The sequence below is a fragment of the Streptomyces sp. NBC_01233 genome (assembly GCF_035989305.1).
GTDB lineage: Bacteria > Actinomycetota > Actinomycetes > Streptomycetales > Streptomycetaceae > Streptomyces.
In genome coordinates this window covers 1,308,043-1,332,793 of the sequence record NZ_CP108514.1, presented here as the reverse complement: position 1 = coordinate 1,332,793, position 24,751 = coordinate 1,308,043, and the positions used below count along the sequence as shown (strand labels likewise).

19 protein-coding genes, 1 tRNA gene and 2 pseudogenes are annotated in these 24,751 nt (G+C 73.2%); 12 read left to right on the top strand and 10 right to left on the bottom strand.

Going from position 1 to position 24,751, the window contains the following annotated elements:
- A complete protein-coding gene (locus tag OG332_RS06540) occupies positions 1–441 on the top strand; it encodes a (2Fe-2S) ferredoxin domain-containing protein (RefSeq protein ID WP_327412549.1) in 441 nt (146 codons plus the stop codon).
- Positions 442–475: 34 nt separating this feature from the next.
- Here the strand turns inward: OG332_RS06540 and fdhD are convergent, their stop codons facing one another.
- Positions 476–1,315, bottom strand: coding sequence for a formate dehydrogenase accessory sulfurtransferase FdhD (gene fdhD, locus OG332_RS06535; protein WP_327412548.1), 840 nt, complete (start codon positions 1,313–1,315; stop codon positions 476–478).
- Between the two features lie 207 nt (positions 1,316–1,522).
- Here fdhD and OG332_RS06530 point away from each other — a divergent pair, with 207 nt between their 5' ends.
- Positions 1,523–2,464, top strand: a complete 942-nt coding sequence (locus OG332_RS06530; RefSeq protein WP_327412547.1) for a beta-ketoacyl-ACP synthase III — start codon at positions 1,523–1,525, stop codon at positions 2,462–2,464.
- Here OG332_RS06530 and OG332_RS06525 read toward each other — a convergent pair.
- Positions 2,448–3,643, bottom strand: a pseudogene (locus OG332_RS06525) (low temperature requirement protein A). The gene OG332_RS06530 and the pseudogene OG332_RS06525 overlap by 17 nt on opposite strands.
- A 268-nt stretch (positions 3,644–3,911) precedes the next feature.
- On the opposite strand from OG332_RS06525, the gene OG332_RS06520 reads away from it, so the two are divergent.
- Positions 3,912–3,996 (top strand) — tRNA-Leu (locus OG332_RS06520).
- A 763-nt stretch (positions 3,997–4,759) separates the two neighbouring features.
- Here the strand turns inward: OG332_RS06520 and OG332_RS06515 are convergent.
- Positions 4,760–5,545: pseudogene (locus tag OG332_RS06515) on the bottom strand (IclR family transcriptional regulator domain-containing protein); the annotation flags it as partial.
- 746 nt (positions 5,546–6,291) lie between these two features.
- On the bottom strand, positions 6,292–6,912 hold the full coding sequence (locus OG332_RS06510; RefSeq protein ID WP_327412546.1) for a sigma-70 family RNA polymerase sigma factor: 621 nt from the start codon (positions 6,910–6,912) through the stop codon (positions 6,292–6,294).
- Positions 6,913–7,287: 375 nt separating this feature from the next.
- Between OG332_RS06510 and metG the strand changes: the two genes are divergently transcribed.
- Together metG and OG332_RS06500 are read left to right on the top strand one after the other, a co-directional pair.
- Complete coding sequence (gene metG, locus OG332_RS06505; protein WP_327412545.1) at positions 7,288–9,003, top strand: methionine--tRNA ligase; 1,716 nt, start codon at positions 7,288–7,290, stop codon at positions 9,001–9,003.
- A gap of 152 nt (positions 9,004–9,155) precedes the next feature.
- Positions 9,156–10,364 carry a glycosyltransferase 87 family protein gene (locus tag OG332_RS06500; RefSeq protein WP_327412544.1) on the top strand — a complete coding sequence of 403 codons (1,209 nt, stop codon included), beginning with the start codon at positions 9,156–9,158 and terminating at the stop codon, positions 10,362–10,364.
- A 368-nt stretch (positions 10,365–10,732) separates the two neighbouring features.
- Here the strand turns inward: OG332_RS06500 and OG332_RS06495 are convergent, their stop codons facing one another.
- Positions 10,733–12,478 carry a serine/threonine-protein kinase gene (locus OG332_RS06495; protein WP_327412543.1) on the bottom strand — a complete coding sequence of 582 codons (1,746 nt, stop codon included), beginning with the start codon at positions 12,476–12,478 and terminating at the stop codon, positions 10,733–10,735.
- Between the two features lie 241 nt (positions 12,479–12,719).
- Here OG332_RS06495 and OG332_RS06490 point away from each other — a divergent pair, with 241 nt between their 5' ends.
- Both OG332_RS06490 and OG332_RS06485 read left to right on the top strand, forming a co-directional pair.
- Positions 12,720–13,337 (top strand): hypothetical protein, encoded by a 618-nt coding sequence (locus OG332_RS06490; RefSeq protein ID WP_327412542.1) that lies wholly within the window; start codon positions 12,720–12,722, stop codon positions 13,335–13,337.
- A gap of 77 nt (positions 13,338–13,414) precedes the next feature.
- Positions 13,415–14,191, top strand: a complete 777-nt coding sequence (locus OG332_RS06485) for a bestrophin-like domain (RefSeq protein WP_327412541.1) — start codon at positions 13,415–13,417, stop codon at positions 14,189–14,191.
- An 18-nt stretch (positions 14,192–14,209) separates the two neighbouring features.
- Here OG332_RS06485 and OG332_RS06480 read toward each other — a convergent pair whose 3' ends face one another.
- From OG332_RS06480 to OG332_RS06470, 3 genes are all read right to left on the bottom strand, one after another.
- Entirely contained in the window at positions 14,210–15,379 is a 1,170-nt protein-coding gene (locus OG332_RS06480; protein ID WP_327412540.1) for an MAB_1171c family putative transporter, read from the bottom strand.
- Positions 15,376–15,933 carry a toxin-antitoxin system, toxin component gene (locus OG332_RS06475; RefSeq protein ID WP_327412539.1) on the bottom strand — a complete coding sequence of 186 codons (558 nt, stop codon included), beginning with the start codon at positions 15,931–15,933 and terminating at the stop codon, positions 15,376–15,378. Before OG332_RS06475 ends, OG332_RS06480 begins: the two co-directional genes overlap by 4 nt.
- Before the next feature lie 64 nt (positions 15,934–15,997).
- Positions 15,998–16,666: a helix-turn-helix domain-containing protein gene (locus OG332_RS06470; protein WP_327412538.1), complete on the bottom strand. Its 669-nt coding sequence runs from the start codon at positions 16,664–16,666 to the stop codon at positions 15,998–16,000.
- 216 nt (positions 16,667–16,882) lie between these two features.
- Here OG332_RS06470 and OG332_RS06465 point away from each other — a divergent pair, with 216 nt between their 5' ends.
- From OG332_RS06465 to OG332_RS06450, 4 genes are all read left to right on the top strand, one after another.
- Entirely contained in the window at positions 16,883–17,872 is a 990-nt protein-coding gene (locus tag OG332_RS06465; protein ID WP_327412537.1) for a helix-turn-helix domain-containing protein, read from the top strand.
- A gap of 194 nt (positions 17,873–18,066) precedes the next feature.
- On the top strand, positions 18,067–19,422 hold the full coding sequence (locus OG332_RS06460; RefSeq protein ID WP_327412536.1) for a 6-phospho-beta-glucosidase: 1,356 nt from the start codon (positions 18,067–18,069) through the stop codon (positions 19,420–19,422).
- Positions 19,423–19,505: 83 nt separating this feature from the next.
- Positions 19,506–21,566 (top strand): MDR family MFS transporter, encoded by a 2,061-nt coding sequence (locus tag OG332_RS06455; RefSeq protein ID WP_442816115.1) that lies wholly within the window; start codon positions 19,506–19,508, stop codon positions 21,564–21,566.
- A 102-nt stretch (positions 21,567–21,668) separates the two neighbouring features.
- Positions 21,669–22,334, top strand: coding sequence for a GOLPH3/VPS74 family protein (locus OG332_RS06450; RefSeq protein ID WP_327412535.1), 666 nt, complete (start codon positions 21,669–21,671; stop codon positions 22,332–22,334).
- Between the two features lie 55 nt (positions 22,335–22,389).
- Here the strand turns inward: OG332_RS06450 and OG332_RS06445 are convergent, their stop codons facing one another.
- Positions 22,390–22,887 (bottom strand): nucleotide triphosphate diphosphatase NUDT15, encoded by a 498-nt coding sequence (locus OG332_RS06445; protein ID WP_327412534.1) that lies wholly within the window; start codon positions 22,885–22,887, stop codon positions 22,390–22,392.
- Positions 22,884–23,501, bottom strand: a complete 618-nt coding sequence (locus tag OG332_RS06440; RefSeq protein WP_327412533.1) for a helix-turn-helix domain-containing protein — start codon at positions 23,499–23,501, stop codon at positions 22,884–22,886. The genes OG332_RS06445 and OG332_RS06440 overlap by 4 nt, the downstream gene beginning before the upstream one ends.
- A 66-nt stretch (positions 23,502–23,567) precedes the next feature.
- On the opposite strand from OG332_RS06440, the gene OG332_RS06435 reads away from it, so the two are divergent.
- The gene (locus OG332_RS06435; RefSeq protein ID WP_327412532.1) at positions 23,568–24,635 is read left to right on the top strand and encodes an NAD(P)/FAD-dependent oxidoreductase; all 1,068 of its coding nucleotides are present in this window, start codon (positions 23,568–23,570) and stop codon (positions 24,633–24,635) included.
- The last annotated feature ends 116 nt before the right edge of the window (positions 24,636–24,751 follow it).

The window sequence follows — 24,751 nt, the reverse complement described above, 5'->3', positions numbered from 1 at the left end:
GTGACCTGGATACGCCCGCTCGCCGCCCACGCCGAACGCCCCTGCACCCTGGTGGTCTGCCGCGGCTGCTGCTGCGGCGATCCCCGCAAGAACCCCGGCTCCGACCACGCCGGTCAACTCGCCCGGCTGCGCGAGGCCGCCGCCGCCTCCGGGGGCCGCCTGGCCGTCCGTACGAGCGACTGCCTCGGCCCCTGCGCCCAGGCCAACGTGATCGTCGTCCAGCCCACCACCGAAGCCCGGCGCCGCGGCGCACGCGCGACCTGGTTCGGCTGGGCCCTGGACGACACCGCGACCGACGAGATCATCGCCTGGGCGGAGTCCGGCGGCCCGGGCACGACCCCGCTCCCGGCCACCCTGGACCTCCACCGCATCGACCCCCCGGCCCCCAAGGAGCCTTCGCCGTCCGTCGCCTCCGCCCGCCGCGGCCGCCGCAAGCGCTGAGCGGTGTCGTGCCGATCAGGCCGGGCTCGCGGCGTCAGGGCACCCGCTGGAGGGCGATCCGCTCCTCGCCCGCGTAGATGTTCATGTCCGGCCCGCGCAGGAAGCCGACCAGGGTCATGCCCGACTCCAGCGCCAGGTCCACCGCCAGCGAGGACGGCGCGGAGACGGCCGCCAGTACCGGTATGCCCGCCATCACGGCCTTCTGCGCGAGTTCGAAGGAGGCCCGGCCCGACACCAGCAGGACCGCGCCCGTCAGGGGGAGCCGGCCGGCCTGGAACGCCCGGCCGATGATCTTGTCGACCGCATTGTGCCGGCCCACGTCCTCCCGCAGGTCCAGCAGCTCGCCCTGAGCCGTGAACAGCCCGGCCGCGTGCAGTCCGCCCGTACGGTCGAAGACCTTCTGGGCCGCGCGCAGCCGGTCCGGGAGCGCGCAGAGCACCTCCGCGGGAATCCGTACCCGGTCGGCGGCGATCCCCGGGAACCTGGTCGCCGTGCGGACCGCGTCCAGGCTGGCCTTGCCGCACAGACCGCAGGAGGACGTGGTGTAGACGTTCCGCTCCAGCGTGATGTCCGGCACGGGGACCCCGGCGGCCAGCTGCACGCTGACCACGTTGTACGTGTTCGAGCCGTCCTCCGTCGCCCCCTCGCAGTAGGTGACGGCCTGGACGTCCGATGCGGCTCCCAGTACTCCCTCGCTGACCAGGAAGCCCACCGCCAGCGCGAAATCATCGCCCGGCGTACGCATCGTGATGGCCAGCGGCTTGCCGTTCAGCCGTATCTCCAGTGGCTCCTCGGCCACCAGCGTGTCCGGGCGGACACCCGCCTTGCCGTTCCGGATCCGGACGACGCGACGGCGTTCGGTGACCCGTCCCATGGTGATCAGCCCTCCCCTTCAGTTTCTCGCCGGTATCCGACGAACCTCATTCTCCCGGTTCCGCTTCCCGCGACGCCCCCGGCAGGTGGATCCTCGGGAAGCTCCAAAATCCGGGGCCGGAATCCTGTCGGGTCACACGCACACGTACCCACCAGTAGCAGGCAAAGCTGGGTGATCCTGACTTCCGTACAAGGGGGGACCCCGCCCATGACCGGTTCACGCGTGGTGGCGCTAGGGCACTACCAGCCCGCGAAAGTGCTCACCAACGAGGACCTCGCGGCCATGGTCGACACCACCGACGAGTGGATCCGGTCCCGCGTCGGCATCCGCACCCGCCACATGGCGGGCCCGGACGAACCGGTGGACGAGCTGGCCTACCAGGCTGCGGGCAAGGCGCTGGCCGGCGCCGGCCTGACCCCGGACGACATCGACCTCGTCCTGGTCGCCACGTCGACCGCGATCGACCGTTCGCCCAACATGGCCGCGCGCGTCGCAGCCAAGCTGGGCATGGGCGGCGGCCCCGCCGTGATGGACATCAACGTCGTCTGCTCGGGCTTCACCCACGCCCTGGCCACCGCCGACCACGCCATCCGCGCGGGCTCCGCCACCCGCGCCCTGGTCATCGGCGCCGACAAGATGACCGAGATCACCGACTGGAGCGACCGCACCACCTGCGTGCTCACCGGCGACGGCGCGGGCGCGGCCGTCGTCGAAGCCTGCGAGGAGCCGGGCATCGGCCCGGTGCTGTGGGGTTCGGTTCCGGAGATGGGCAACGCGGTCCGGATCGAGGGCTCGCCGCCGGTCTTCGCCCAGGAGGGCCAGTCCGTCTACCGCTGGACCACCAGCCAGCTCCCTCCGCTCGCCCGCAAGGTGTGCGAGAAGGCCGGGATCACCCCGGAGGACCTGGCCGCGGTCGTCCTCCACCAGGCGAACCTGCGGATCATCGAGCCGCTCGCCGCCAAGATCGGCGCCGTCAACGCCGTCGTCGCCCGCGACGTCGTCGACTCCGGCAACACCTCGGCCGCCAGCATCCCCATGGCCCTGTCCAAGCTGGTCCAGCGCGGCGAGATCCCCTCCGGCGCCCCGGTCCTCCTCTTCGGCTTCGGCGGCAACCTCTCCTACGCGGGCCAGGTCATCCACTGCCCGTGACGGCTTCCGCCGCCGTTCCCTGTGCCGGCCCGGCGGGGGAGCGGCGGCCCTCGGCTGCCAGCGCGCCGACCAGGACGACCGCCAGCGCCACCAGCTGGCCCGCTCCCGCCCACCCCGTGCCCACGGGGACGGTGGCCAGCGAGAGCACCAGGGCCGCCGCACGGTAACGGGCCGACCCGATGCCCAGCGCCGCCCGGAAGGCCAGGTCCCCGGCCAGGTACAGGGCGACCCCGCCCGCCAGCGCGACCGCCGGACCCGTGTGCAGGTGCTCGCCCAGGTGGCCGATCGTCTTCTTCACGCCCGCCGCGAAGACGGCGATGCCCAGGAGCATGGGCAGGAAGGCGTAGTAGTACGCGACCATCGCCAGCTTGAAACGCCGCTCGGGCGGAGTCCGCTCGAAGACCTCCTCGGCCCGCCCCTCGTCGCGTACGAAGTACATCCACCACATCGCGGACGCGACGGTCAGGGCCAGGAAGGCGCCCCCGGCGATCCCGGGGGACAGGGGCAGCGAGCCCACGCCGATGCCGATCGCGATCACGGATTCGCCGAAGACGATGATCAGCAGCAGGCCGTGCCGCTCCACCAGGTGCGCCGCATTCATCCCGCCGAGCTGGTCGCCGACCGTCTGCTCGGGCGCCTCCGGCTCCGCCTCGGCCCCCGCCGAGCCGCTCGCCGCGACCCGCTGTACGACCACCGGCGTCGCGAACTGCAGCAGCAGCGCCAGCATCCACAGCCCCCAGGCCGGTACACCGTCGAAGAACCCGGCCGCGGTCACCGACAGCGCGCACAGCGCGTTGGGCAGCGCGAACCACAGCACCCCCCCCGCCCGTGCGCCTGCGTGTACAGCGCGCTGTGCACCAGGACGACCAGCAGGTACCCGAGTCCGAAGGCCACGCCGCCCGCCCCGAAAGCGGTGGGCACGGCCAGCGCGCACACCAGGAACGCCCCCATGGCCAGCATGAGCAGGATCCGCCGGACGGTCCGGTCCGGCGGCACCTGGTTGGTCAGGTGCGCGTAGCCCCCGTACATCCAGAACAGCACGGTGAAGATCAGCACCACCTGCCCCGCGCCCCGCAGGGTCAGGTCGTCCGCCAGCAGCACCGTCAACTGCGTGATGGTGAAGACGAAGACGAGGTCGAAGAACAGCTCCAGCGTGCTGACGCGGTGCTCGGTTTCCATGCGCGGCTCCCCCCGGATGTGTGCGCAGTCATCCGACCGCCCGGCATTCCCGATGTCCAGCCGGTATCGGCATCCGGAAGTCCCGGAGCGCCGCGGCCCCACCCCGCCCGACCCCAGCGAGACACTCCGTCTCGCTAGGGCCGTAGGTGCATGCCTGCAGGTCAGCCCGGCGTGGCGGACGCCCGCCGCGCGGATAAGTGGTCGGAGCCCCGCCGATCCTTTGCTATTGTTGTCCATGTCGCCGCGGGAAACCGGGGCCGACCACCTGGTCCGGGTGGCGGAATGGCAGACGCGCTAGCTTGAGGTGCTAGTGCCCTTTATCGGGCGTGGGGGTTCAAGTCCCCCCTCGGACACAAAGCGAGAACCCCACTTCGGTGGGGTTTTCGTCGTTCTGGGGAGTGATGCGCCGAGCTGAAGGCCGCTCGGTGCGACGGAAGGGTCGGACAGCCTCCGGGTGCCCGCCGTCGCCCGTTCCATGGAGGAACCGCACGCCATGGCCGGGCTGCCGTGAACACCGGTGCCGCCGTACTCCGGGACGACTCCACCACGCGCCGGATCCGCCTCGCCTTCCGGCCCACCGACGCCACGTTCGCCGTCACCGACGCGGCGACCGGTCGGCCCGGCAGCGCTACCGGCACGCGCTCCCGGACGACTGGGAGCACCTGCCGTACGACGCGTTCCTCTCGGCCCGCCGCACTCTGATCGCCTCGATGGTCCGCGACGCGTTCACCAGGCTGCGCGAATCCACGCACCACGCCGCTCCCGGGCATTGAGCCGAGGCCGGCTCCGGACCGTTCACGTGCCCAGGACCACCAGGCCCGTCGGGGTGGTCAGGCTGCCCGGGGTGACCGAGGTGAACGTGTGGGGGAGGGAGAGGCGGGGCCGGTCGGTGTGCGGGGCGGCGTCGAAGAGGTAGGCCGCCGCGGTCGTGGTGTCGCTGACCAGGTGGGGGCCGGCCGCGGCGGCCGTGGCTCCGGTCAGCGGGGTGCGGAAGAGGCGCCGGAGGTGGCGGAGGGTCTCCGGGGTGACCGGGGCCCTCATCGGCGGGGGCTGTGCCGGGGGCTCTGCGGCGGGAGCGTCCGCGGGGGCCGGGGTGTCCGGGGGGATCGCGCCGGTCAGGAGCAGTGCGAGGAGCACCGGGACGGCCTTGCGGCGCAGGGCCGCGGTGGCCTCGGGCAGTCGGCGGGCGTGGGTCGCGGGCAGGGAGAGCGCGAGGCTCCCGGCCGCGTCGCCGGTGGCGATCGGGACCGCCGAGCAGACGACTCCGGGGGAGTATTCGAGCAGGTCGAAGACGGGCGCGCCCGGAGCGACCGCGTCCAGGGCGGAGAACAGGGCCCGGCTGTCGGTGATGGTCTGCGGGGTGAGCCGGGCGGGCCGGTGCCGGGCCACGTGGTCGGCGCGGCGGTCGTGGTCGAGCTGGGTGAGCAGGCACTTGCCGACCGCGCTGGCGTGCGCGGCGGCCCGGAAGTCGACCCACTCCCGCACCGGCGGGGTCGCGGGCCCGTCCGCCATCTGCGTGATCCGGACCTCCCCGTCGGCGTACCGGCTGAGGTACACCGCGGCGCCCGCGCTGTCCCGGGCCAGGGCCAGGGTGCGCTGGAGCTGGCCGGCCAGGCCGTGGCCGCCGGGCGCGGCGAGCCGGTCCAGGGCGGGTCCGCGCCCGTACACCCCCGCGCCCGCGCGGTACGCGTACTCCTCCTCGCACAGCATCGACAGGAGCCGGCGCAGCTCCGCCTCGGCGAGGCCCGACTCCCGTGCCAGCCGGGCGGCCCGCACCCCCAGGGGGTGCTGCTCCAGGACGCGTACGACGGCCAGCGCGCGGCGGGCCTCCGCCAGGGCCTCGCCCGTCCCGTCCTGGACGACGGTCCCGCGGGCCGCCGCCGTCAGTGCCGGGTGGCGCATCGGTCCTGCGGACGGCCGGACCGGGGCCACCGGCGCCGGGACGGTCGCGGTCACGGAGACGGGCGGCGCCAGGAAGGCGGTCAGCACCGCGGACAGCCCGGGCCGCGGCAGGGGCACCGCGCCCAGGTCGGGGTCCTCGAACTGGTCGACGTGGCGCAGGACGGCCGCCTGCGCGCACAGCCGGACCTCCCGCAGGTCCCGCCGGCCGCCCGGCCGGAAGCCGCGGCGGCCCAGCTCGCGCGCCCAGTGCCGGGCGTCGTGGTGCTCACCGCGCCGGGAGTGGTCGAGGAAGAGGCAGTACGCGGCCGCGGCGGTCGGCGGGCTCCCGGAACCGGCGGCGAACTGCCACCAGAAGCGGGCGCCTTCGCGCAGCCCGGCGAGGTGCAGCAGGCAGCCGAAGACGACCGCGCCGGCCAGGTCGGTGTGCCCGCCGAGGCGGAAGGAGTCGAGGTGCGCCCCGGCCTTCGGTGCGCACACGGACGCCAGGCAGACGGCCTTGAGGTCGCGCCGCGCCCGTTCGGCGTCGAGCGGGCAGTCCCGGGCCGGGTCGCTCCAGCCGTAGGCCGACCGGCGCCGGGCCCGGTGCCCGGGGACCGGCCCGTGCGGTGTCGCGCGCAGCAGCCGGGCCTCGGCCGCGCCGAGGTCGTAGTACCGGTAGCGGTCGCGGACGCCAGCCCGGGCGAGGAAATCGGCGAGCGAACGTGGGGTGGGGTCGCCGTCCTGCCGCTCCTGGGGCTCGTACCGCTTCATGAGCCGGCTGATTCGGCTGGTTCGGCGGACGTGTCGAGGAGGCGGGCGAGCCGCCGGTGGGCCTGGCCGAGGTGGGAGCGGACCGTGGCCTCGTCGACACCCATCACCGCGGCGGCCTCCCCGGGGGTGCACTGGAGCCCGTACCTCAGGAGGACGGCGTCGCGCTGCCGTTCGGCGAGCCGGGAGACGGCGGAGTAGAAGCGGATGGTGTCGGTCAGCACCTCGTACTGGTCGGCGTGGGCCTCCCTGAGGGCGGCCTCGAAGGCGCTGATGTCCATCGGCTCGGGCTGCTGCTGCCAGGGGTGGCGCCGGTGCTGCCGGTCGACCAGGCACTGCTTGAGCACGGTCCAGGCGTACGCGTCGAGGCGGTCCATGTGGAGCATCCGGAGCCACTCGCCCATGATCGAGTCGAAGGTGGCGTCCACCGCCTCCTCCGCCGCCGCGTCGGAACCCAGCTGCAGATACGCGAAGCGCATGTACGCGGGCCGCCGATTGGCGTGGAAGGCCCAGTACGACAGGCGCGCCGTCGGATCCCACCGGCTCATGGGAGTCGGCCGCCGACGCCGGCTCGGCAGTCCCACGGCCCCACCGGACTCCTCCGGTCCGCCATCGCTCACCGCTCCACCTCATCCCCTGTGCGCAGAACAGGAAAGCAGCGCGGGCGCACTCGGAGGGCGCAGAGAAGAAAGCTGGAAGCATTGCGTCGGTGATGATCGAACCGTGATCGATCTCGATCGCGCGGGGCTCCAGCCAGCACGTATGCATATGCCCGCTGCCGGTGCCGCCGGACCTCCGGTCCGGTGCCCTGCCGCCCGCCTGTAGCATGGGCCCGATCGCGAGGGCCGTGACGGAGAGGTCACTGCCCTCGCTTTTGCGTTATGTCCCCCATGAACAAATGCGGCGCGTGGCCTTTCGGCGGTTCGATACGATGAACCGCACTCACAATCCGTCACGTCACGTGGTACCGCACAGAGGAAATGGAGCATCCGAGGATGGCTCGACACCTGATCACCAGCGCGCTTCCGTACATCAACGGGATCAAGCACCTGGGCAACATGGTCGGGTCGATGCTTCCGGCGGATGTGTACTCCCGGTACCTCCGCCAGCGCGGCCACGACGTCCTCTACATCTGCGCCACCGACGAGCACGGCACCCCCGCCGAGCTCGCCGCCAAGGAGGCCGGCATCTCGGTCGCCGAGTTCTGCGCGCAGGCCCACGACGCCCAGAAGGCGGTCTACGACGGCTTCGAGCTGTCCTTCGACTACTTCGGCCGCAGCTCTTCCGCGCAGAACCGCGAGATCACCCAGCATTTCGCGCGCAGGCTCCAGGAGAACGGCTTCATCGAGGAGCGCGCGATCCGGCAGGTCTACTCGCCGGTCGACGGCCGCTTCCTGCCGGACCGCTACGTCGAGGGCACCTGCCCGCACTGCGGCTACGACAAGGCCCGCGGCGACCAGTGCGAGAACTGCACCCGCGTCCTGGACCCCACGGACCTGATCGAGCCCCGCTCGGCCATCTCCGGCTCCACCGAGCTGGAGGTCCGCGAGACCAAGCACCTCTTCCTCCTGCAGTCCAAGCTCCAGCACGAGGTCGAGGCCTGGGTCTCCGAGCACGAGGAGGAGTGGCCGCAGCTCGCCTCCTCCATCGCCCGCAAGTGGCTGACCGAGGGCCTGCACGACCGCGCCATCACCCGTGACCTCGACTGGGGCGTCCCGGTCCCGGCCGACACCTGGCCCGACCTGGCCGCCGAGGGCAAGGTCTTCTACGTCTGGTTCGACGCCCCGATCGAGTACATCGGGTCCACCAAGGAGTGGTCGGACCTGGACCCGGCGAACCGCGACTACAAGTCGTGGTGGTACGAGGCCGAGGACGTCCGCTACACGCAGTTCATGGCCAAGGACAACGTCCCGTTCCACACGGTGATGTTCCCCGCCACCGAACTGGCCACCCGCGAACCGTGGAAGAAGGTCGACTACGTCAAGGCCTTCAACTGGCTGACGTACTACGGCGGCAAGTTCTCCACCTCGCAGAAGCGCGGCGTCTTCACCGACCAGGCGCTGGAGACCCTCCCGGCCGACTTCTGGCGCTACTTCCTCATCGCCAACGCGCCCGAGTCCGACGACTCCTCGTTCACGTGGGAGCACTTCGCGGCCACGGTCAACAAGGACCTCGGCGGCACGCTCGGCAACTTCGTCAACCGCGTACTGACCTTCTCCCGCAAGAAGTTCGGCGACGAGGTCCCCGCCGGCAGCCCCGCCGGCGAGGTCGAGGCCAAGCTGGGCGAGCAGATCGCCGAGCTGCTGGCCGAGTACGAGGGACACATGGAGTCCCTCCAGTACCGCAAGGCGGCGGCCGCGCTGCGCGCCCTGTGGTCGGCCGGCAACGCCTACCTGGACGAGAAGGCCCCCTGGCTGGAGGTCAAGACCGACCTGGAGGGCGCGGCGCTCACCCTGCGCACCGCGATGAACCTGATCCACCTCTACTCGGTGGTCTCCGAGCCGTTCATCCCGGCCTCGGCGCGCGCCATGCGCTCCTCCTTCGAGCTCGCCGGCGACACGGCCGCCTGGGTCACCCCGGAGCAGGCCAGGTCCCTGGACGCGGTCCCGGCCGGTACGCCGTTCACCGTGCCGCCGGTGCTCTTCGCGCGGGTCACCGAGGAGGACCTGGAGTCCTACCGCGAGCGCTTCGGCGGTTCCCCGGAGGCCTGAGCCTTCGAGTGACGACTCCGTGAGGGGCGCGGCCATTTGGGGCCGCGCCCCTTTCGCGTGCCCGCCGGGCGGGGACGGTAGGGAAAACCCCACCGCGAAGTGTCCACCTGGGCGTGCAGACCCGGTGGGGGCCGCGCGGCTGGAATGGGGCCATGACCCTTTCCCGTACCGCCCGTTGGACCGCGGGCTGGCTGCTCGCTGCTGCCTGGGCGCTGTCCTTTCCGCTCCTGTCCGCGCTGGAGCCCCACCGGTTGTGGGGCTGGTGCGCGGCCTGCGGGTACCTCGTCGCCGCCGTGGCCACCGCCCTGGGCCGCCGCCGCACCGCCCTCGCCGCCGCACTGCTCGGCGCCGTCGCCGTACCGCTGCTGTGGCTGGTCCTGACCGGCCGGGGTCAGTCGGAAGTGATGGTCATCGAACGGTCCGGGCGGCTCCTGCTGGAGTCCGGCCGGCTCTACGTCGACCGGCCCGCGGCCGTCGAGGAGTACACGCCGTACCTGCCGGGCACGGCCCTGCTCGGCATCCCGAGGGCCCTGCTCGGCGGCGGGGACGGCTGGGCCGTCCGGCTGCTGGGCGATGCCCGGATCTGGTGCGCGGCGGCCCTGTTCGCCGGCCTGTGGGCCGGGCGGAGGCTGCTCGGCGCGGCCCGGTCGCCGCTGCTTCCCGTGCTGGTGGCCTCGCCGCTGGTGGCCATGCCCCTCGCCGTGAGCGGGGTGGACCTGCCGCTGGCCGGGCTGTGCTGCCTTGCGCTCGCCGCCGCGGCGGCGAGCCGGCCGGTGGTGGCGGGCGCGGCCCTCGCCGGGGCGTGCGCGCTGAAGTGGACGGCGCTGCCCGCGGTGGCCGTGGCGGTGGCCCTGCTCGCCGTCTGCCGGGGCGGGCGGTCGGCGGTGCGCTGCGGACTGACGGCGGCAGGCGGCACGGCCCTGCTGGTGCTGCCCGGTGCGCTGCTCCAGCCGGGCGAGCTGTGGCGGCAGGTCTTCGTCTTCCCCACCGGGCGGGCGGAGGTCGCGACCCCGGCCGGCAGTCCGCTCCCCGGCCACGTGCTGGCCGAACTGGGCTCCTGGGGTTGGTACCTGACGACGGCCCTGCTCGTGCTGGGCGGCCTGGCCGTGGCCCTCTCGCTGCTGCTCCGGCCCCCGCGCACGCTGGTCGCGGCGGCGGACCGGCTGGCGATCGGCCTCACCACGGCCTTCCTGCTGGCCCCTGCGGGCCGCTTCGGCTACCTGGCGCTCCCGGTGCTGCTGGCCCTCTGGTCCCGCACGGTCGCCGCGCCCCCGCGCCCCACCCGCGTCGTGGCGCGCTCCCGGCGGCCGAGGATCCTCCCGTCGGTCGTGCGCGGTCCCGGGGGCCCCTCCCAGCGGTAGCCGGGGGAGCCGGATCCGAAAGGGACGAGCAGTCCCAGGAGGACCAGGACCGGATAGCCGATGAGGAACCCGCTGCCCGCGTACGCCCAGCACCGCCAGGGCCACCACGAGCCCAGGAAGCGCAGCGGCCGGTGCATCGCCGCCAGGACGGCGACCGGTGGCTCGGCAGGTGGTTCGCCCGCGGGTGGTTCGGCGGCCGCTTCGGCGAGGGGGAGGGAGTCGGACATGTGACCCCAGTCTAGAAGGTGCCGGCCGCACGCCGCCGGACCCGTCACTCCGTCACATCGTCGCGCCCAGGGCCGGGAAGCTGCAGATCAGTGCAGCCGGTCCGGCGTCGTCCCGGTTCCGGTGTCGTCCCGGTCCGTTGCTCAGCCGGTCCGCACGAAGGTCCGCACCGCCGTGTCGAAGTAGCCCCGCGCCTCGCCGGAACGTCCGACCGGCGACGAGACCCACACGTCGTACAGCCGGCCGCCCTCCTCCCAGCACAGGTCGCGGGTGTGCCGGGGGCCTTCGGCCGCCGAGAAGCCGTTCCAGGTGAACAGCCACAGGGCGGCCTCGTGGCCGTTGTGCGTGCTGGCCGCGACCTCGGCGTCCCGGTAGCCGGGGTTGTTGGACGGCCCCTTGGCGTGGGCGCGTTGATGCACGGCGAGCGGCCCGCCCGACTCCGGATCGGCCACCTTGATGCCGATGCGGAAGGTCTCACCGGGGGACACGTAGAAGATCCGGGGACCGTCGACCTTGCGCGTGAAGCCGAGGGGGACGGCGAGCGAGAAGCCCTCGGGGTCCTCGGCGACCCGGTAGCCGGCCGGGGCGCCCTTGTCGTCGGAGGGCGGGGGAACCGGCTGCGGCGCCGGCGGGGTCACCGTGCCGGTCCGCTCGCCGGGGCCGTCGGGGGAGGGCATGGGGGGTGTGGGCGTGAGGGTCGTGGGTGCGGGGGCCGGGGAGGTGGCCGTGTCCGGGGCCGAGCTGTGGCCGCCGGCCGCTCCGCTCGTGGAGGCCTGTCCCCGGCGCTCGTCGTCGTTCATGAGCAGCGCGGCGGCGGAGACGCCCGCCCCGGCGATCGCGGCCACCAGCAGGCCGGCGATCAGCGCGGCACCCGGCCGCCGCTTCCCGGGGGCGGCGGGGGCAGGGGAGGCCGGGGCCGCAGCCGCGGGGGCGGTCACGGGCGCCGTCGCCGGCACGGGATTCGGCGTCGGCGCCTGCGGAGGTGCCGGTGGCGGTACCGGCGCCGGTGCGGGTACGGCGGGCCTGGCCACGTCCTGCGTCGGCGTGTACTCGGGTGCCGCCGCCGCGTACGCCCGCAGCAGTCGCTCCGCCTCCCGCGCGCCGAGCCGTTCGGCGGGATCCCGCTCCAGCAGCCCCTGCACCACCGGCAGCAGCGGCCCGCACGCGGCGGGCGGCCGGATCTCGTCGTAGACCACCGCGTGCAGCACCCCGCCGAGCGAGTCCCGCCGGAACGGGGACGCGCCGCTCACCGCCGCGCAGAGCAGGGCGCCCAGCGACCACAGGTCGGACGCGGGCCCCACCGGCGTCTGCGCGGACATCCGTTCGGGCGCGGTGTACTCCGGGGATCCGACGAAGGCCCCGGTCGAGGTCAGCGTCGTCGCGCCCGCCACCTGCGCGATCCCGAAGTCCGTGAGGACGGGCCGGCCGCCCGGTGCCTCGAGCAGGACGTTCGCCGGCTTGATGTCCCGGTGCAGCACGCCCGCCGCGTGCGCCGTGCGCAGGGCGCCGAGCAGGGCGATCCCGATCCGGGCGCCCTCCGCGGGGTCCACGGGTCCGGTCCGGGAGAGCCGGTCGGCGAGGGAGCCGCCCTCGACCAGCTCCATGACGATGTACGGGCGTTCGTCGTCCTCGACGATGTCGTGCACCACGATGATGTGCGGGTGCTTGAGCTGAGCCGCCGCGCGGGCCTCGCGGAGCGTGCGCTCGCGCTGGAGCCGGGCCTCGTCCTCGGACAGTGCGGGATCGAGGGCCACCTCCTTGACGGCGACGCACCGGCCGAGCAGCTGATCGGTGGCGCGCCACACGATGCCCATGCCGCCGCGGCCGAGCTTGGCATCCAGCCGGTAACGCCCGGCGATCAGTCGGGCGTTCTCCCCCTGGGTCCCCATGGCGACATCATGCCGCATCGCCGCCGCGGGCCGGGGCCGGGCGCACGCACGAGCGCAGGCACGAACGCAGGCACGAGCGCAGGCACGAGCGGACGCACGACCGGTGACGACCGGACGCACGACCGGGTGACGTGTCCCCCGCGTCAGGGTTCCCGATCCGTCCGCGGCGTGTCGAATACGGGCCTTGATCGTTTCTTCACCGGTGACCCATGCATCTGCTGCGGAATTCGGGAGGACGCGCGTGACCGCTTGGCAGTACTTCGCCGGGGCGGGGCTGGTGGCGGCGCTCTGCCCGCTGCACGGCCACGTGGCGGTCGCGGGCGACGGCCACGGCCGCGGCGCCAGCGTCGACCTGTGCGTGCCGATGAAGGGGCCGCAGCCGAGGGGGCCCGTCGACCGGCCTTCCGGGCGGCCCCCGGTGCGGGCGGCCGTGCCCGGCGCCGACCGGCTCACCGTGCACCACCCGGGGCGGATGCCCGCGCCGGCCGTCGCCGAGCCGGGACGGCCGACGCGCCCCGGACCACCGGAGCCGGCGGCGCCGCCGGTGGTGCCGCAGGTCGTGCCGGCTCCGGCGGCGCCCTCCGCGGAGGCCGGGGCCGGGGAGGCGGAGCCGCCGGTGCCCGTACCGGATCCCGGGGGCGGCACCGCAGGGGCGCCCGCCGACGCACCCGCCCCGCCCCGGCCCAGAGCTGCCGCCGCGTCGCGCGTCAGTGCCTTCCACGTGCGTCCGTACCGCGCGGTGGCCCTGGAGCGGCGCGGCCCTGAGGGAATGTCCACCGTGATGCTCATGGTCGTCGTCACCACCCCGGCCGTACTCGCCGCGGCCGCTCTGCGTCCGCGTTCCAAGAGCCGCGGCTGACCGCCTGTTCCGGGAGCCGCAGCCGCACGCCGCGCCCCGTCGACCTCACCCACCCCACCCACACCGGGAGAATCCACGTGTCCGAATGGCTGGTCCTGGCCATCGCCATGGCGCTCGTCTGCGCCGTCGTCCTCGCCATCACCACGATCCGGCACCGCCGGGCCGCGGACGACGAGGACACCAGCGAAACCCCCGACGTCATCGAGTATATGACGATGATGGTGGGCGTGGTCTACGCCATCGTGCTGGGCCTGGCCATCGCGGGCGTCTGGGAGGCGCGCGGCGCCGCGGAGGACAGCGTGCGCCGCGAGGCCCAGGCGCTGTACGAGGTCACCCAGCGCGCCGACGTCTACCCGTCCGCGGTCCGCGACCGGATCCGCGGCGAGGTGGACGCGTACGTCTCCCACACCGTCGCCGTGGACTGGCCGCTGCTGACCTCCGGCGAGGGCGCGTCGGCCGAGGGCGCCCAGCTGCTGGGCAAGCTGCGCAGCGACGTCACCCACCAGAGCCCGGCCACCGAGCTCCAGGCACAGGCCTACCAGCCGCTGCTGGACCACATCGCGGCCGCCGACGACGCACGCCACTCGCGGACGCAGAGCTCCGAGTCCACGCTGCCGAGCGTGGTGTGGTTCGGGCTGCTGGTCGGCGGGGTGGTGACCGTCGGGCTGATCTTCACCCTGCAGATCCGCCGCTCCGGGCGGGAGTTGCTGCTCGCCGGTCTGTTCAGCGCGCTGATCGTGTTCCTGCTGTTCATGGTGTGGAGCTTCGACGCGCCCTACGGGCGGGACGGGATCGACTCCGCGGGGCCGTTCCAGGACCTGTTCCCGAAGACGGCGGTGGCCGCGGCCCGCTGAGCCCGCAGGGGGCGCCCGCTAGACCGCGACGTGCTGACGGACCGCCTGCACGACCGGTGAATGCCGCAGGGCGTGGGAGATCCGCAGCAGGTCGCGCGGTACGTCGGCGGTGTCGAGCCGGGTCTCCTCGTCCTCGCCGATGATCTTGCCCTCGGGGTCCGCGGAGCGGGCCCGCACGGCGGCCGCGACCATGGCGGCGTCGGCGACCGCGCGGGCGGTCTCCTCGTCGGCCCCTGCGGCGACGGCGTTCTCGTAGGCGCCGTCGCGCAGGCCCTTGTCGAAGTACGGGCCCAGGTGCAGGAAGCCGTCGTGGATGTCCGACTCCCGCTGGATGACCCGCAGTTCCGCCGCGGACCACCAGGCCATCTGCACGGAGGGCGTGCCGCTGGGCGCGGAGATCTGCACCTCCTGCCACAGCGCGCCGAGCCGGCGGTACGTCGCCCAGGTCTGCCAGTGGTCCGACAGCCGCTGGCAGACGAGCGGGACCACGAAGCCCATCGCGCTGATCAGCGCGCCCAGGGCGGCGAGCGGCGGGGCGACGTAGGTGCTCAGGTCGTCGAGGTCGTGGCCCAGCCAGCGGGCGACCACCGAGGAGATCTTGGTGGCGTCGTAGGTGAGGTTGAAGATGTAGCCGGAGACGATGATCATCAGGCCGACCCGCAGCCAGCCGCGCACCTGCAGGGACCAGCGCCAGCACAGGACCACCATCACCACCGCGGCCACGTGGTGGGCCAGCAGGTAGAGGGCGATCATCATCCCGATGTACGGGGTGTTCGCGTAGAAGGTGTCGAAGTCGCGCAGCCGCTCCACCGGGGTGTCACCGAGGGCGAACAGCACGATCAGGGCCACGATCACGAGGCTGTAGCCCGTGATCCAGCGGCGCGAGACGCGTCGGGTCTGTTCGGGCGGTCCGCCCCGCCAGTTGACCATCAGGACCAGGCAGGAGGCGCTGAAGGCGGTGATCAGGCAGTACACCAGGGGGGCCGAGACGTTGACGATCCCGGTCCAGCGGTTGACCGCCGCGATGGTGGGCGGGGCCGCGAAGAAGAACACCGCTCCCGCAAGAGTCAGCAGGGCGACGACCGAACGCAGGAGCGGGTCGCGCCAGTTGTGCCGCAGGGCCGGCAGCTTGAAGGCGAGTGAGATCGCCATGGCGGCCGCCGGTATGTAGTAGTCCTCGCCGTTCAACGGTCGTTCCTGTGCCCCCGGTAGCCCAGCGATGCCTCGATGCGGCCCGCCAGTTGGTCGCGCTGGACCGGAGCCCGGTGGCCGGCCGATCCGGCCAGCCAGTTCCGGCACCGACTGCCCAGCAGTAAGCCGAAGGTTTCGGCCTCGGTCTCCTCCTGTACGTCCGCGCGCGTGCGCGCCGCGACGCGGCGGACGGTCTCTCCGATGTCCGCCTCGTCGGTCAGCAGCCGCGCCGCGACGGCGGCGCCGTCGACGTGGTGGCTGCAGTGGCCGGCCTTCATGTGCCACAGCTCGTGGCCCAGGATGACCAGTTGGTGGTCGGGAGCGGTGCGTTCCTCGATGACCACGAGATCGCGGTCCGCCATGTCGAGCCAGAGGCCGCTGGCCGTCCGCGGGGGGAACGAGGCCATCCGGAAGTCCACCCGTCGGCCGCGGTGTCTGCTCATGCCCTCGCAGAGGGCAGCGTAGAGGTCCACGGGTTCCACGGGTGCGGTCAGCCGGATGCCGGCCACCAGCTCCCCGCACAACCGCCGCTGCTCTCTGCCTATGCTCACCGTTCTCCCCGTCGGCGCGGATCCGGATCAGGACTCAAGGATCAGACCCAGACTTTCGACTGGGTCAGGACTCGTTCGGTTTTACGCTTTCGAGGAGCATGTCCAGCCATTCGGTCACCTTGTCCCGGTGCTTGTCGCTGGGCAGTTGGGCGGCGCGCCATGCGATGCCCCGCACGCCGTGGTTCTGGAGGAGTCTTGCCAGCGGATCGCCCGCCGATGCGGCCGCGGCCGGTACGGTTTCCCGCGCGCGCCCCGCGAAGTCCTGCAGCAGCTGTTGCTCGGTCCGCTGGAGCGCGTCGGTGAGGGCGTCGGAGTCGTGTGCCGTGAGGAACCCGGCGTGCACCCCGAAGAAGCGCTGGATCGCGTCGCAGTGCTCCATGGTGGGGCGGCGGTCGCCGTTGATCAGCGCCCCGGCCTGCTGCCGTGACATGCCGGCGCCGTCCGCGATCTCCTGCTGCGTGTAGCGGCGGCCGTTGGGTTTGACTCGGGTGCGCCGCAGCAGGTCGAGCCGCTGGAGGAACCGGGTCTGCAGATCGGGTTCGCCGGCCGGCCTGCCGTCGAGGAGGGTCTTGACCACGTCCGTGGGCACGCCGGAGGCCTCCGAGAGCCGCCGCAGGTCGAAGACGTGGTTCAGGTTGCGGCCCATCTTGCCCGCGAGTTCGGCGACGCGCGTGATGGTGGCTGCCAGGGGTGCGTTGGCCACCGCGACGGGAGCCGGGAAGCCGTCTGTCACCAGTGGTTCTCCTAGATCGCGCGAAGTCGGTACGGCACATGGTCGGCTTCTGGAATCTAGCCGCTCTCGCGCGGAAGGGCTAGAACGTGCCACAGCTGTGGCGGGAATGAGCTGTCAAGAGGCTGGAATTGCCACAATAGTTGACACTCGAATGAAGTCGGTAGCAGGATCGCCACACGGAAATGAAGATCCAGACCGGAGGAGGGGGAGCTCTCGGTGCCACATCTCGCAGCGGTGGGCCCGTCCGATGGCCTCGCCCGAGCCGGTGAGGAGCGCCTGGCGGGCGAGGAGTCCGCACGGGGCGCCGTGCGGTCGGAGCGACGCAAGGAGATTTTGCGCCAACGCCGCGAGGAGCTGGGGCTGAGCCAGGAGGACCTCGCCGCCCGGCTGCGCATCAGCGTGCGTGCGTACGGGAACTGGGAACGCGGCCTCGTCAAGGAGTGGACGGACCGCAAACTGCTCGCCCTGGCAGAGGCCTTGGAGATGAGCGAGCGGCAGTGCTTCTGGCTGTTCCGCGTCATGGTCGACCGCGACCCGCCGCCCACGTGGCGGGCCGCCGAGGAGAACAGACTGCCCGAGGACCCCGCGCAGCGCGACTACTTGTGCGACTACGCGGCCCTCATGGAGTCCGTGCCCTACCCGAGCTTCCTGGTGGACCACCGCTGGGACGTCGCGCTCACCAACTCGGCCTTCGACCAGCTCTTCCAGACCGTACGGCCGCACCCGACGGCCCTGCCGGACGACAACTTCCTGCGCTTCGTGCTGTTCCATCCGGACGCGGCGGGCGTGCTGGAGGACCACGAACCGGCCTGGTGCGTACCGCTGCTGGCCCAGTTCGCGGCCGCCCTGGCCGCGGCTCCGGAGGACGAGGGGCTGCGCAGCATCCGCCAGGAGGTGGCCCGTGACCCGTTCATGGAGGCCGCCTACCGGTACGGGGTGCCGCACTGGCTGAGCATGCGCGGGGCCGAGGCCGCCGAGATGGACGGGGCGGTGCGGACCGTGCGCCACCCCGACCCGCGGTGGGGGCTGGTGCGCTGCCGGATGGTGGCCGAGACCAGCCGGATGCTGGAGGCGATGGGGCTGACGCGGATCACCCTGGTCCTGTCGGCCCCGCCGGGCGCGCCGGTGGGTCCCGTACGGGGCGGCGCCGGGGTCATGCACCAGCAGGGTGCCCGGCTGCGCGCCGTGCCGTCGCTGGGGGAGTGACCGGCCGGGGCAGACTGGTGCCGGCGGGCGCGCGCCTCGGATTCCGTGTCACCGATCGTGGCAACGATCGTGGCACTGGAGCCCCCGGAGCCGCCGCCGGCACGATCGTGGTCCGTGGAACGGCCGCGGGAGCTGCCACTGTCACCGGCACCTGCCGTGGCAGGCGCACCGGCACGGGCGAAGGGCGGTAGGGCGTGCGGCTGACGATCCTCGGCGGAGGCGGTTTCCGGGTACCGCTCGTCTACGGAGCGCTGCTCGGCGACCACGCCGAGGGCCGGGTATCCCATGTGACGCTGTACGACGAGGACCCGGCGCGGCTCACCGCCATGGCCCGCGTCCTCGACGACCAGGCCGCGGCCGCCGGCGTACCGGACGCCCCGGCCGTCACCGCCACCGGGGACCTCGACGAGGCCCTGCGCGGGGCGGACTTCATCTTTTCGGCCATCCGCGTCGGCGGCCTGGACGGGCGCGCCGCGGACGAGCGGATCGCCCTGGCCGAGGGAGTGCTGGGCCAGGAGACGGTGGGTGCGGGCGGCATCGCGTACGGCCTGCGGACCGTGCCGGTGGCCCGCGCGATCGCGCGCAGGATCGCCCGTACCGCCCCCGAGGCGTGGGTCATCAACTTCACCAACCCGGCGGGGCTGGTCACCGAGGCCATGGCCGAGGAGCTCGGCGGGCGGGTGATCGGCATCTGCGATTCCCCCGTGGGCCTCGGCCGGCGGATCGCCCGGCTGCTCGGGGCCCGGCCGCAGGACGCCTGGATCGACTACGTCGGCCTCAACCACCTGGGCTGGGTGCGCGGGCTGCGCATCGGCGGCCGCGACGAGCTGCCCCGGCTGCTGGCCGACACCAAGGCCCTGGAGTCCTTCGAGGAGGGCCGGCTCTTCGGAGCCGAGTGGCTGCGCTCGCTCGGCGCGATCCCCAACGAGTACCTGCACTACTACTACTTCAACCGTGACACCGTACGGGCGTACCAGGAGGCCGGGCAGACCCGCGGGGCATTCCTGCGCGACCAGCAGCGCGGCTTCTACGCCGAAGCCGGCCTGGCCGGCCGGCCGGCCGGGGCGGCGCTGGCCGCCTGGGACCGGACCCGGGCCGAGCGCGAGGCCACGTACATGGCCGAGAACCGCGAGGCGGCCGGCGTCGGCGAGCGCGACGAGAGCGACCTGGAGTCCGGCGGCTACGAGAAGGTCGCGCTCGCGCTGATGCGGGCCATCGCCCGGGACGAGCGGGCCACGCTGATCCTGAACGTCCGCAACGGCTCGACGCTGTCGGTCCTGGACGCCGGGGCGGTCATCGAGGTGCCCTGCCTGGTCGACGCGAACGGAGCCCACCCGGTCGGCGTCGAACCGCTGCCGCTGCACGCGGTGGGGCTTGTGACGGCCGTCAAGGCCGTCGAACGGGAGGTTCTGGAGGCCGCGGCAAGCGGATCCCGGGCGGCCGCCGTCAAGGCCTTCGCGCTCCACCCGCTGGTGGACTCCGTGGCCGTGGCGCGGCGGCTGCTCGACGGGTACGCGGCGGAGCACCCGGGGCTCGCCTACCTGCGCTGACCCGCCTGCGCCGAGCGCCGGCGGGTCCCTCGCACGGCGCAGCGCCGCATGCGGTGGGGCGGGGGCGCTGTGAGAGTGCGAGGGTGACCACTGCTCCCGCCGTAGCCGCCGCGCCACCCGTGCTCGACCGGCGGCAGCGCAACATCATCTTCGGCACGATCATGCTGGGCGTGCTGCTCGCGGCACTCGACCAGACGATCGTCGGCACCGCCCTGCCCACGATCGTGGGGGACCTCGGCGGCGGGGACCACATGTCGTGGGTGGTGACCTCCTACCTGCTCGCGGAGACCGTGTCGACGGTGCTGGTGGGGAAGTTCGGCGACCTGTACGGCCGAAAATTGATCTTCCAGATCTCCGCGATCATCTTCATCAGCGGCTCCTTCCTGTGCGGCCTGTCCAGCAACATGACGTTCCTGATCGTGTGGCGCGGAGTCCAGGGCATCGGAGCCGGCGGCCTGATGGTCACCGCCATGGCACTGATCGCCGACGTGGTGCCCCTGCGCGAACGCGGCAAGTACCAGGGCATGATCGGCGCCGTCTTCGGCGTCGCCACCGTCATCGGACCGCTGCTCGGCGGATTCTTCACCGACCAACTGAGCTGGCGGTGGTGCTTCTACGTCAACGTCCCGATCGCCGTCCTCGTGGTCGTCGCGGCCGCCAAGACGATCCCGGTGGTACGGGCCTCGGGCAAGCCGGTCATCGACTACCTGGGCATCGCCCTCGTCGCGGTCGGCGCGAGCGCGCTGATCCTGGCCACCAGCTGGGGCGGGAACGAGTACGCCTGGACCTCGCCGACGATCATCGGCCTGTTCGCGGGCGGCGCGGTCGCGCTGGCCCTGTTCTGCCTGGTCGAGACGCGCGCCGCGGAACCGATGCTGCCGATGCGGCTCTTCCGCAATCCGGTCTTCGCCGTGTGCTCCGTACTGAGCTTCGTCGTCGGGTTCGCGATGCTCGGCGCGATGACGTTCCTGCCGACCTACCTCCAGTACGTCGACGGGGACTCGGCCACGGTCTCGGGCGTCCGGACCCTGCCCATGGTCTTCGGGCTGCTGATCGCCTCCGTCTTCAGCGGCAACGTCACCAGCAAGACCGGCCGGTACCGGATCTTCCCGATCGTCGGCAACGCGGTCATGGGCGTCGGCCTGTACCTGCTGTCGCGGATGCAACCGGGGACCGGCACCCTGCTGGAATCGCTGTACATGTTCGTGCTCGGCACGGGCATCGGCCTGTCCATGCAGGTGCTGACGATCGCCGTGCAGAACACCGTCGACTACGCCGACCTCGGCACCGCCACCTCCGGGGTCACCTTCTTCCGTACGCTCGGCAGCGCCTTCGGGACGGCGGTCTTCGGCACGATCTACGCGAACCACCTGGGGCCCGGACTGGAGGCGGCGGTCGCGGAGGCGGCGCGGGTCACCGGGCAGGACCCGGCGCAGCTGGCCGAGGCCGCGTCGACCCCGGAAGGGGTGCACCGGCTGAGCCCCGAGGCCGCGGCTCCCATCATCGATGCCTACGCGGAGGCCCTGCACACGGTGTTCCTCTGGACCGTGCCGGTGGCGGTCTTCGGGTTCGTCGCCGGGCTCTTCCTCAAACAGGTCAAGCTGCGCGACACCGCCCGGGCCGGCTCCACGGACATGGGCGACGGGTTCGGCTCTCCGGCCACGGCCAGTGGGGATTCGGCCAAGCTGCTGGAGCTGGCGGTCGGCAAACTCGTCCGGAACATGGGGCGGGACACGGCACGCGGGATCGTCGCGGGATCCGACACCCGGCTGGACATCGCGGGCGCCTGGACGGTGATGCAGGTGGAACTCATGACCCGGACGGTCGGCACCGCCAGCATCGGGCTGATCGCCGCGCGCCGGTCGCTGCCGCCGGAGGTGCTGCTCCCGGTCTTCGACCGGATGACGGAGGAGGGCTACCTCAGCCGCGAGGGCAGCTACTTCTCCCTCACCCAGGCCGGCGAGCGGGAGGCCGCCGTCATCTCGGCGGCCTGGGCCCGGTGGCTCGGCGACCAGCTGGAGAAGGACCGGGGGCGGCCCCGGAGCGCCGAACTGCGGGTGGCGTCGGACGCGATCGCGAGGCGGCTGCTGGCCGAGGACCTGGGCGAGGGCAACTTCGCGCCGCGGGTGGTGGTGCGGACGTAGCGGGGCGGGCGCCGTGGCGAGTTCGTGCCGGAATCGGAACCTCCGCCAGCCGCCGGCCATCCTCCCCGTCGACGCGTGTCGAGCACGGGGACGGGAGTGGACATGGGAATCACACTGGCCGAGGAGATCGTGCTCCTGTCCCTGGACGACCAGTCCGGGCAGGCGCGCGAGCGCCAGGCGGCGGGCTGGGCGGCGGCGGGCGCGATCCTGCTCGAACTGGTCATGGCGGAGCGGGTGTCCGTGGCCGGCAAGTACCTGGAGCTGCGGGACACCACGCCCACCGGGGAAGGACTGCTCGACGGCCGGATCCTGGCGATGGAGGCCTGGCTGCGCGGCCGCGCCAAGCGCCGGGTGACGGACTGGCTGACCAGGGACCAGGCCAAGGCGGTCGGCGCCGCGCTGGAGCGCCTGGTCGAGCGCGGCCTGGTGACGGCGGAAGTGCACAAGGTGCTCGGGGTGTTCCCGCAGCGGCGCCACCCCGAGACCGACGGCGCCGCCGAGCGCGCACTGCGGGAGCGGCTGCGCGCCGTCGTCATCGAGGGCGCCGAGCCGGACGAGCGCACGGTCGGCCTCATCGCACTGATCCACTCGGCCGGGCTGCACCGGTCGGCCTTCCCCGACCGGCGCCGCGAGGCGGTGGCCCCGAGGACGGCGGAGATAGCCGCCGGTCAGTGGGCGGCCGACAGCGTCCGGACGGCCGTCCGCGACGTGCAGGCCGCGATGGCGGCGGTGACGGCCGTGACGGTGGCGACGACCTTCACGGTGTGAGGCCGGGTCCGGACCCTTCCCGAGGCCTCAGGCGGTCGCGGTCGGTGCGCGGCCCTCAGGGCGTCGCGGTCGGGCCCGGGCTCACGGTCGGATAGTCGTACGAAGGGACGTGTGGCAGGGTCGCGAGGTCCGGGCGCCAGGTGCGCAGCACGGCCGCCGACGGGGCGTACAGGGCCGAGGGGATCTCGGCCGGGGCGAACCACTGCCAGCGGGTGATCTTGTGGGGCTCGGTGACGGCGGGGACGCCCTCCGCAGTGGTGGTGACGGCGGCAGCCGTCAGCCGGGTCAGGCCGGATTTCGCGTCGATCTGGACGGACAGGACGCGGATCTCCTCGGGGGCAGCCCGCAGGTCCGTCTCCTCGGCGAGTTCCCGGGCCGCGGCCTGCTCGAAGCCCTCCCCGGGGTCGACCTTCCCGCCGGGCAGCTCCCAGCGGCCGTCGTGTGCCTGGCCGAGCAGCACCCGGCCGTCCGGGCCGATGACGACCAGCCCGACGCCGACGACGGCGTTGGGCTGCGGTACGGCCCGCTCGGGGCGTTCGCGGTTGGTGGTCATGGACGTCCTTCCGGGGGAGTGGTGGGCCGGGCGCGGACGTGGATCCGTTCGCCCTGGGGGCCGAAGAGGCTGAGGAACTCCGCTGCCTGCGGTCCCGCGTTGAAGAAGGCGTGCGGGGTGCGCGTGTCGAACTCGGCGGCCTCGCCGGGGCCGAGGACGAGGTCGTGCTCCCCGAGCATCAGCCGGATGCGCCCGGACAGCACGTACAGCCACTCGTAGCCCTCGTGGACCTTGAGCTCGGGCTCGGGCGGCGGGCCTTCGAGGGGCGGGAGGATCTGTTTGAAGGCGTGCACCCCGCTGAACTTGCGGGTCAGCGGCACGTAGGTGCTGCCGTGCCGGACGAAGGGGCGCGGGCGGACCCGGGGATCCCCGGTCTCCGGGGCGCCGACCAGCTCGTCGAGCGCCACCCGGTGCGCCCTGGCCAGCGGGAGCAGCAGCTCCAGCGTCGGCCTGCGCTGCCCGGACTCCAGCCGGGAGAGGGTGGAGAGGGAGATCCCCGTGGTCTCGCTGAGCTGGGCCAGCGTGGTGCCGCGCTGCCGGCGCAGGGCGCGCAGCCGCGGGCCCACGGCGGTGAGCACGCCGGCGAGTTCCTCGTCCTGCTCCTCGGTGGCCATGGATCCATTTGCCGCTTCGGCAAGAACATTTGTCAAGCGGGTACCTGCGAGTGGACCCTCGGAGGCATGGACGACGCACGGGGCTCAAGGAACTCAGACGACTCGGGGGACGACGTGTTCGACGTGGTGGTCGTGGGCGGTGGGGCCGCCGGGCTCGCAGGGGCCCTGACGCTGGTCCGGGCCCGCCGGTCGGTGCTGGTGATCGACTCGGGCAGCCCGCGCAACGCCCCGGCCGCGCACCTGCACGGATACCTCGGCCAGGACGGGGAGAGTCCGGCCGCGCTGCTGGCCAGGGGGCGCGCCGAGGTGGCCGGCTACGGCGGCGAGATCAGACAGGGGACGGCCATCGCCGCGGACCGGCTGCCCGACGGGGGCTTCCTGGTCCGCTGCGGGGACGCTTCCACCGTCCGGGCGCGGCGGCTGGTGGTCGCCACCGGTCTGGTCGACGAGCTTCCCGCGGTGCCGGGCCTCCGGGCGCGCTGGGGCCGGGACGTGCTGCACTGCCCGTACTGCCACGGCTGGGAGGTCCGGGACCTGCCGGTCGCGGTGCTGGCCGACGGACCCCTCGCGGTGCACCAGGCGCAGCTCTGGCGGCACTGGAGCGAGCGGACCACCCTGCTGGCGCACACCTGGCGGCTCACCGACGCGGACCGGGAACTGCTGGCCGCCCTCGGTGTCCGGGTCGTCGAGGGAGAGGCGACGGGACTCGCGGTCGAGGAGGACCGGCTGACCGGGGTGACCCTGGCCGACGGCGCCGCCGTGGAGTGCGGAGCCCTGGTGGTGGCCCCTCGGTTCACTGCTCGCTCGGGCGTCCTGACCGGTCTGGGCCTGCCGACCACCGTCGTGGAGCGGGACGGGCACGTGATAGGCACCTGCGTCGAGTCCGACCCGGCGACCGGTGCCACCGCGCTGCGCGGGGTATGGGCTGCGGGCAATGTGACCGCTCCGATGGAGCAGATCGCGGGCGCGGCCGCGCAGGGGGTGCGTGCGGCCGTCTCCGTGAACGCCGACCTGATCGAGGCGGAGGCCCGCCGGGCCGTGGAGGTCCACCGTGCGGGTGCGGGTGCGGGTGCAGGTGCGGGTGCGGCCGGGGCCGGTGCCGGAGGACCGGTGGCAGGACGGGTCCGCGGCTGAGCGGGCCGGCCCGCGGCCGGGTGGACGGCCGGTCGACGCACGGCTCGTATAGGACAACTGTGCGGGTTTCGGTCGCCGTCCGTCCGCGCAGGCTCTGGGCGGTGTGATCGTCGTAC

Coding starts and splice junctions, on each gene's coding strand:
- OG332_RS06450 (WP_327412535.1), top strand. CDS start 21,669: ATGGGAATCACACTGGCCGAGGAGATCGTGCTCCTGTCCCTGGACGAC.
- OG332_RS06440 (WP_327412533.1), bottom strand. CDS start 23,501: ATGGCCACCGAGGAGCAGGACGAGGAACTCGCCGGCGTGCTCACCGCC.
- fdhD (WP_327412548.1), bottom strand. CDS start 1,315: ATGGGACGGGTCACCGAACGCCGTCGCGTCGTCCGGATCCGGAACGGC.
- OG332_RS06530 (WP_327412547.1), top strand. CDS start 1,523: ATGACCGGTTCACGCGTGGTGGCGCTAGGGCACTACCAGCCCGCGAAA.
- OG332_RS06435 (WP_327412532.1), top strand. CDS start 23,568: ATGGACGACGCACGGGGCTCAAGGAACTCAGACGACTCGGGGGACGAC.
- OG332_RS06445 (WP_327412534.1), bottom strand. CDS start 22,887: ATGACCACCAACCGCGAACGCCCCGAGCGGGCCGTACCGCAGCCCAAC.
- OG332_RS06500 (WP_327412544.1), top strand. CDS start 9,156: ATGACCCTTTCCCGTACCGCCCGTTGGACCGCGGGCTGGCTGCTCGCT.
- OG332_RS06495 (WP_327412543.1), bottom strand. CDS start 12,478: ATGGGGACCCAGGGGGAGAACGCCCGACTGATCGCCGGGCGTTACCGG.
- metG (WP_327412545.1), top strand. CDS start 7,288: ATGGCTCGACACCTGATCACCAGCGCGCTTCCGTACATCAACGGGATC.